This window comes from Roseiflexus sp., assembly GCF_057785375.1.
Window position 1 is genome coordinate 1 of record NZ_JBYNRX010000065.1, and the last position, 8,124, is coordinate 8,124.

Below are 8,124 nucleotides of genomic sequence, written 5' to 3' on the forward strand. Positions count from 1 at the left end.
AGCGCCTGTCTTGGATAGTCAGGCCGCCTTAGATCGGGTGCGTTATTACCAGAAGCGCAATTTCGTCGCTTATCGCTCTCATCGCAAGGCGAAAGTGGCTCAATTGGTTACTCTCGCCCCCAACCTTGCGCTGTAATATTAAGGAAGGGGTCTGTCTGCTCGCTGATTGTCCTTAGATCACATTCTGCGAAGAAGAGCTGCTTGACATTTACTTGTCTGATGCTTGACGCGCAACACACTTCCGATTACAATGTGCGTGCATGTAGAGATGTAATTGCAACTTCGCCCTCGACTTCTCTTTAACCTCATTTCCACCTACATTAACAATAATTCATCGCTATTCTTCCCGTTATACGAAAAATCTTTGTACTATCGCGTCGGTTTTACTATAGTCAGAATGATTGTCAATAGCAACATCTGTCAAGTGTCAATTCATTATCAATAGACTGTCAACTCTTGCGATGCGACGTATCATCCGGGTAATAGAGGTACAGTCAGGAAGAGAAGGAGGCAGATACCAGTGTCGCGCAAATCTCCTGATAACGCATTCGGTGCAACCCTCTCCTGCTATCTCCTACGCAACCCTCATCTGACCCGCGACTTGTTGGCATCGGGCATCAATCAGGACCCTGCCGTCATTACCGATATGTGCAAAGGTCGGCGCTTGACCGGACTTCAGGCGCGCCAGCGTGTTCTCCACATGATTGCCCGGCTCCACGAACACCGGGCGCTCTTCTCGCTCGAAGAGGCCAACGCACTGCTGGCAGCCGCCGATATGGCGCCGCTCGATCTGGATTGGCCCGAAGAGGCTGAATTGTGGCGTAAGCTCAACGATCCCGATCTGCTGGAACCGCACACCACGGCGCCGGTATTTACCATCAGTCATCCAATCACGGCGCCGAACCGCTTCTACGGGCGGTCACGTATCCTCGAGCGACTGTTCGATCTCTGGTGCGATGGGATTCAGCATGCTATCGTTCTTGGTCCGCGCTACTCCGGGAAAACATCGCTGCTCTACTACCTGCAACGCCTGCCAACCGCTGCACCCGACAGGTTGCGTTCCGACCAGATCACCGGCTGGAACAGTCGAGCGCGCCTGATTCGATGGGTATACGTCGATTTCCGCAATCCAAACATGGGGAACACTGCATATCTGCTGCGCTACCTGTTACAGCACATGGGAATACCCGGACCCCAAAATGTTACTCTCGACGCATTCATTGGGCTGGTTAGCAATCAATTGCGCTCACGCGTGGTTATTCTGTTCGATGAGGTTGGCATCGCACGCGAGCGGTATCACAAACTGGGGCGTTCGTTCTGGGATGGCCTGATCTCGCTGGCGCAAACGGGAACGCATCAACGCCTGGGATACGTCTTGACCGCCGAGGCATCTGATGAGTCACCGGTATTCGACATCCGGTTCTTTGGCATCAACGGTCATCTGACATACCTGGGTCCATTCGAAGTCGATGAAGCGCGCCAGTTGATTGCATCTTCCCCAATACCCTTTCCCGAGGAGGATGTCGAGTGGATCCTGGAAACCAGCAGCCTGTGGCCCCTGCCGCTGCAGATCCTCTGCCACGAACGGCTCAGTGCGTTGCAATCGGGTGAGCGGGGAACGGAGTGGCGCAGGCGCGCCTGCCAGCATGTGGCGCTGTATCACGCCTGTTTCTCAACGGTATGAGAGCCATCACCCCGCCAGCGTCGCACCGCAGTGCGGGCAGTGGCGCGCGCGCGGTGAAATGTCGCGCTGACAGCGTCCACAGACGTAGCGCACCGGCTCACGCGGCACAATGACGACCTCTGGCGCCGAGACGCCTGCTGCGCCATGCAGTCGTTCGTGATGCACCGGTCGTTCTGCCGGAGACGGCGAGAGTTGCACCGGCAACCCCAGAGCCGCGGCAATCTGCAGGGCAAGCGTATCGACCGATGGCAACTCATCGCGGGTCAGGCGCAGCACTGGCACGCCAGCGCCGATCAGTGCGGCGTCGATGAACGCGGTACGCCGTGCTGCACCAGGGTGCGCAAAAAGCACCGCCAGGCGCGGCGCGGTTGTCTGCGCGTCGCAGAGAACAAAATCGAGCACATCGTCGCGAATACGCTCCTGGTAGCGCTCCGGCTGTGCAGTGTGCGGTTCGACGCACAGAATGTCGGTCAGACGCACGTGAGGCAGCACAGCAAGATCATCAGGCGCGGCAGCATTGAGCGCTGCAAAGAGCACTCGATGGTCGCCCTCCAGAAGATGCGCAGTGCGGGCATACGGCAGGCGCGGCAGAAACTCCGGTTCGCCTGATGCACGCTGTGGCGCGACGGTCGCACGCGGGATCGCCACCCCGCCAGACGCTACAGCGCGCCTGCGCGGGCGCAGCGCCGCCAGCGCCACCCCGCATCCGGCAACCACTAACAGCGCCGCAATCGTGGCCACAATCGTCATGAGCGACTCCATAGCATCATCCTTCTCGGTCTCAGTCAACACACTCCGAGTTCTCAAATGAACTCCCCGTACCTGTTCACACTCTTCCTGGGAGCACAGGCGTTATGTGCGGCGTCTCGGGGCGGCGGGGCGCCGTACGTTGGCCCTTGCTGAGACCATTCTGCCGGGGTCCAGGCACGATTTGTCAGGCGGCAACCCGCCGCTCAGCCCGACGCTGAACCGTCGGGCTGAGCGCACGAAGGGCGCTGCCGCGCCCTCGCCCCAGGGTGGACGCATGCCCAGAGCCAGCCCCGCTGACGCGGGGCTTCGTTCGCTCAGCGCGGACGTTCACGTCCGCGCGGGCGCCGTCTGCCAGAACCGCAGTGGTTCCTGTCAAATCATGCCTGCACCCATTCCGCCGCTTCTCCGTTTCGGGGGCTGCCCCCGAACCCCCGTTTTGGGCGACTGGCGGCATCGTTTCCCCCAACCGTGAACAATTACAACTCCCCACTCCCCACTCGCCACTCCCCATGTCAACAACGATCCCCGCCACGCACTCCCACACACATCGCCACGCCTGTCAGCGAACCGTAATCTGCGTGGTATACTACAGAGCGCATTTCGCGAAAGACATTCTGAAACCGCACGGCAACGGAATGGCGCGCACCTGGTGTTCAGGGTGTGCGTCGCATGCAACCCGACTGGAGCAGAACGTGGATATGAGCCGCATAACTGGCGCGCCGGTGATGGAGTTTCACATTGCCCGCAGCGCGCGCGACCGCTACCATTTCGATGAGTCGTTGTTCCAGTTCAGCGGCAACGTCATCTTTGCCAATTTTCACGCTGCGCGCCTCTTTGCGCAGAAAATGAACCAGAAGCGCGACCTGGCGCGCTTCCCGGAGCAGGCGGTGCGCGCAGGACAGATCAGCGCCATGGGGCTGATCGACGAAATCCTGCATTATGTCGCTGCGACGTACCGCAAGCGCACCCGCGACCGCATGCTCGCCGATGCACTGGCATGGCTCAATGAGCGCCTGGGAGCGGAGAAGGTCGAAACGGCGCTGCGTGCGTTCTGCGACGCGTTTCCCCCGCTCGCCGTCTATCGCCGGAAGCAGACGATCGATGCGTACCTGGCAGACGAAACAGGCGGCATGCCCCACCGCGAAGTGGCGCTCGAAGAAATGCTGATGCTCTGGCTGGAGAATGCAAATCCAGCCTTCAATCCGTTCCTCGAATTGTTCGAGGATGCGCACCTCGAGCACGATACCGTCTATCTCAAGATGATCGATGAACTCGATCGCTTCTTCACCACCCAACCGCCGCCAGCCGCCGTTCTGCCGGGCGTCACGAGTCGCACGCTCATCGAACTGCTGCGGGCGCCAGCGCTGGCATCGCCGCACTCGCTCGAAGGACAGCTCAACTATATCCTTGAACATTGGGCTGGCTTCCTCGACCGCTCCTTCCTCTATCGCCTGCTCAGCGGCCTGGACGTGATCAAGGAGGAGGAGCGGGCGCGCTTTGGCGTCGGTGGCGGCGACCTGACCGGCGCCTATGTGCCGGTCGCCGATTATCGCTACCTGGAGGCGGAACCCGAACGCTACACCCCTGACCGGGAGTGGATGCCGCGTCTGGTGCTGCTCGCCAAGAATACCTTCGTCTGGCTCGACCAACTGAGTAAATGGTACGGTCGCCCGATCAAGACCCTCGACCAGGTGCCAGACGAGGAACTCGACACCATGGCGCGCCGCGGGTTCACCGGTCTGTGGCTGATTGGTCTGTGGGAACGCAGCGAAGCGTCGAAACGCATCAAGCAGATCATGGGCAACCCCGACGCGGTCGCTTCGGCGTACTCGCTCTACGACTATCAGATCGCGGCGGCGCTCGGCGGTCAGCCGGCGCTCGACAGTCTGCGCGCGCGCGCCTGGCAGCGCGGCATTCGCCTCTCCGCCGATATGGTGCCAAACCACGTCGGCATCGATGGACGCTGGGTGATCGAACATCCCGACTGGTTCATTCAACTTCCGTATCCGCCCTTCCCCACCTATACCTTCAACGGTCCCGACCTGTCGAGCGATGAGCGGGTGGGGATCTTCATCGAAGACCATTACTACAATCGCACCGATGCAGCGGTCGTCTTCAAGCGCCTCGATCGCTGGACCGGCGAGGCGCGCTATATCTACCACGGGAACGATGGCACTAGCATGCCGTGGAACGACACCGCCCAACTCAATTACCTCAAACCCGAGGTGCGCGAGGCGGTGATCCAGACGATCCTGCACGTGGCGCGGCACTTCCCGATCATCCGTTTCGACGCGGCAATGACGCTGGCAAAGCGTCACTATCATCGCCTCTGGTTCCCCGAACCAGGAACCGGCGGCGATATTCCGTCACGCGCCGGCTTCGGCATGACCCGCGCGCAGTTCGACGCCGCGATGCCGGAAGAGTTCTGGCGCGAGGTCGTCGATCGCTGCGCCGTCGAAGCGCCCGATACGCTCCTCCTGGCGGAAGCCTTCTGGCTGATGGAAGGGTACTTCGTGCGCACCCTGGGCATGCACCGCGTCTACAACAGCGCCTTCATGGTCTGTCTGCGCGACGAGGAAAACGCCAAGTACCGCCAGATCATGAAGAATGTCCTCGAGTTCGACCCGGAGGTGCTGCGGCGCTTCGTCAATTTCATGAACAACCCCGACGAGCGTACAGCGGTTGATCAGTTTGGCAAAGGCGACAAGTACTTTGGCGTCTGCACGATGCTGGTCACGATGCCAGGGTTGCCGATGTTCGGGCACGGTCAGATCGAGGGGTTCACCGAGAAGTATGGCATGGAGTATTACCGCGCCTACTGGGACGAAACGCCTGACGAGTGGCTGATCGCCCGGCATGAGCGCGACATTTTCCCGTTGCTCCATCGCCGTTATCTGTTTGCAGGGACTGATAGCTTCCTGCTCTATGATTTCTACATGCCTGATGGTCATGTGAACGAGGATGTGTTCGCCTACTCGAACCGCCACGGCGATGAGCGATCCCTGGTGATCTATCACAACCGCTATGGTCGCACGAGTGGCTGGGTGCGCCTCTCGGCGGCATTCATGGCGCGCACCGGCAGAGGCGACGAGCGCGCCCTCGTGCAGCGCACCCTCGCCCAGGGACTGGCGCTTCGCGCTGGCGACAACAACTACACCATCTTCCGCGACCATCGCAGCGGTCTGGAGTATATCCGCCACAGCCGTGATCTGGCGGAGCGCGGGCTGTACGTGGAACTTGGTCCCTACGATTGCCACGTGTTCATCGACTTCCGCGAAGTCATTGAGCGTCCCGATGGACGCTACGGACAGATCACCGCCTACCTGGGTGGGCGCGGCGTGCCGAGCATCGACATTGCGCTGCGCGAGATGTTCCTCCAGCCGGTGCTGACCCCCTTCCGCGAACTGGTCAGCGCCGCAATGCTGCGCGAACTGGCAACCTGGGCGGATCGACGCGCTGCTCAGAGCGGCGTTCTACCAGGACTCGATGGCGAAGAAGACGTTGCCGACAGCATGCTCGAAGGACCCGATGCAGCAGACGAGCCGACGCCGGAGGAACTGGAGGCGCTTGCTCGACGACACGCGAATGTCGAGCATGTGACTCCATCTACCGCTGCGCACCCTGTTGCCGCAGCGGATGAACTCCCGGCAATTGAACAGTTCGAGCAACGGCTGCGCATCTTTCTGACCGAGTTTGCCACGTTCAGCGGCGGAACCGCCAATACCGACTGCATCGTCGCCGATGTTCGTCGCCGTCTCGAAACCGTCATCGACCTGCTGGTGTGCGCCGATGCCCGCTACGCGCAACAGATCGGCGCGCCACTGGCGGAAGATGCCTCCCGCTGGGGAACCGCCGTCGCCTGGGCGATCCTCCATCGCCTGGGGCTGCTGTTCGCCGATGACGATGTGGCAGGTCAGAGCCGCAGCCTGATCGACGAATATCTGCTCGGACGCGCGCTTCAGGCGGTGCTGGCAGAGTTCGGCTATAGCGACGACGTTGCCGCCGATTCCGTAACGCTCGTCAAGGCGCTGACCGCACATCAATGCTGGCACGAGGAGTATGCCGGCGATGGGCGCGCTCTGGCGGCAGCATTGATGGCAGATGGCGACGTCCAGTCATTCACGCGGGTCAACCGCTTCCAGGGTGTCTTGTGGTTCAACAAAGAGCGCTTTGAGCGTCTCCTGCGCTGGCTGGACCTGATTGCCGCCGTCGCCCTTCAGGCGGAAGACACGCCCGATGCTGACGCAATCCGCGCCGCCTGCGCTCACCTGGTCGAATCGCTGACCGAAGCCGCCGAACAGAGCGGTTACCGCGTCGAACAGTTGCTGGCAGAATCATGGAGCAAGGAAGCCTTGAAGGATACAGGAGCGGTATGATGCGCGCCATACGTGTGCACGAATACGGCGGACCAGAGGCGTTGCGCCTGGACGACATCCCTGTGCCGGAACCCGGACCGGGTGAGGCGAGGGTGAAGATCGCAGCGGCAGGAGTGAACTTTATCGACATCTATCAGCGCAGCGGGCAATACAAAGGCGCCTTGCCGATGACCCTCGGCATGGAAGCCGCCGGGATCGTGGATGCGGTCGGTCCCGGCGTCAGCGACGTGCGTGCTGGCGATCAGGTCGTCTACGCCATGCGACAGGGCGCGTATGCGGAGTATGCGATTGTTCCGGCGGCAATGCTGGCGCCGGTTCCCGCAGGCATCGACCTGCACCAGGCGGCGGCGGTCATGCTCCAGGGGATGACGGCGCACTACCTGGCGTACAGCACCTACCCACTGCGCCAGGGTGATGTAGCGCTGATCCACGCCGCGGCTGGCGGCGTCGGGCTGCTGCTGGTGCAGATCGCAAAGCGCTGCGGCGCGCGAGTGATCGGCACTGTGTCAACAGAAGAGAAGGCGGCGCTGGCGCGTGCCGCCGGCGCCGACGATATCATTCTCTACACCCAGGAAGACTTCAGCGCAGCGGTGCGACGCCTGACCGACGGCGCCGGCGTCCACGTCGTGTACGACTCAGTCGGCAAAACGACCTTCGAGGGAAGCCTGAACTGTCTGCGGCCACGCGGCTATATGGTGCTGTTCGGGCAATCGAGCGGCGCCGTGCCGCCGTTCGACCCGCAAATACTGAACGCGAAAGGATCGCTCTTCCTGACGCGCCCGTCGCTCGGGCATTACCTGCTGACGCGCGACGAACTGCTCTGGCGCGCTGGCGATCTCTTCGCCTGGATGGCGGCGGGTGAACTCAAGGTGCGCATCGACGCAACCTACCCGCTGGAACAGGCGGCGGAGGCGCACCGCGCGCTGGCGAGCCGCGCCACGAGCGGAAAGTTGCTGCTGCTGCCCTGATAAGGTGACGGTCACGTGAGATGCAAGGTCCCGCACGCGCCGCCAACGCCCGCCCCCTGCCACCCCCCGCGATACCGCCCGCAGGCGTGACCGTCACCTGCGCCAGGCGACCTGCACGCCGCCAACGCCCGCCCCCCTGCCACCCCCCGCGATACCGCCCGCAGGCGTGCCCATCACCTGCGCCACGACCTGCACGCCGCCAACGCCCGCCCCCCTGCCACCCCCCGCGATACCGCCCGCAGGCGTGCCCGTCACCTGCGCCAGGCGACCTGCACGCCGCCAACGCCCGCCCCCCTGCCACCCCCCGCGATACCGCCCGCAGGCGTGCCCATCACCTGCGCCACGA

At 62.2% G+C, this 8,124-nt stretch carries 4 protein-coding genes; 3 read left to right on the forward strand and 1 reads right to left on the reverse strand.

From position 1 onward, the window contains the following. The first annotated feature begins 520 nt into the window (after window positions 1–520). The gene (locus tag AC3EA7_RS11695) at window positions 521–1,684 is read left to right on the forward strand and encodes an ATP-binding protein (RefSeq protein WP_488614236.1); all 1,164 of its coding nucleotides are present in this window, start codon (window positions 521–523) and stop codon (window positions 1,682–1,684) included. A 6-nt stretch (window positions 1,685–1,690) separates the two neighbouring features. Here the strand turns inward: AC3EA7_RS11695 and AC3EA7_RS11700 are convergent, their stop codons facing one another. Further along, window positions 1,691–2,446: a DUF2726 domain-containing protein gene (locus AC3EA7_RS11700; RefSeq protein ID WP_488614237.1), complete on the reverse strand. Its 756-nt coding sequence runs from the start codon at window positions 2,444–2,446 to the stop codon at window positions 1,691–1,693. A gap of 686 nt (window positions 2,447–3,132) precedes the next feature. On the opposite strand from AC3EA7_RS11700, the gene AC3EA7_RS11705 reads away from it, so the two are divergent. Continuing rightward, window positions 3,133–6,810, forward strand: a complete 3,678-nt coding sequence (locus AC3EA7_RS11705) for an alpha-amylase family glycosyl hydrolase (RefSeq protein WP_488614238.1) — start codon at window positions 3,133–3,135, stop codon at window positions 6,808–6,810. Then, window positions 6,807–7,778, forward strand: a complete 972-nt coding sequence (locus AC3EA7_RS11710; RefSeq protein ID WP_488614239.1) for a quinone oxidoreductase family protein — start codon at window positions 6,807–6,809, stop codon at window positions 7,776–7,778. The genes AC3EA7_RS11705 and AC3EA7_RS11710 overlap by 4 nt, the downstream gene beginning before the upstream one ends. Window positions 7,779–8,124: the final 346 nt, after the last annotated feature.

Coding starts and splice junctions, on each gene's coding strand:
- AC3EA7_RS11700 (WP_488614237.1), bottom strand. CDS start 2,446: ATGGAGTCGCTCATGACGATTGTGGCCACGATTGCGGCGCTGTTAGTG.
- AC3EA7_RS11705 (WP_488614238.1), top strand. CDS start 3,133: ATGAGCCGCATAACTGGCGCGCCGGTGATGGAGTTTCACATTGCCCGC.
- AC3EA7_RS11710 (WP_488614239.1), top strand. CDS start 6,807: ATGATGCGCGCCATACGTGTGCACGAATACGGCGGACCAGAGGCGTTG.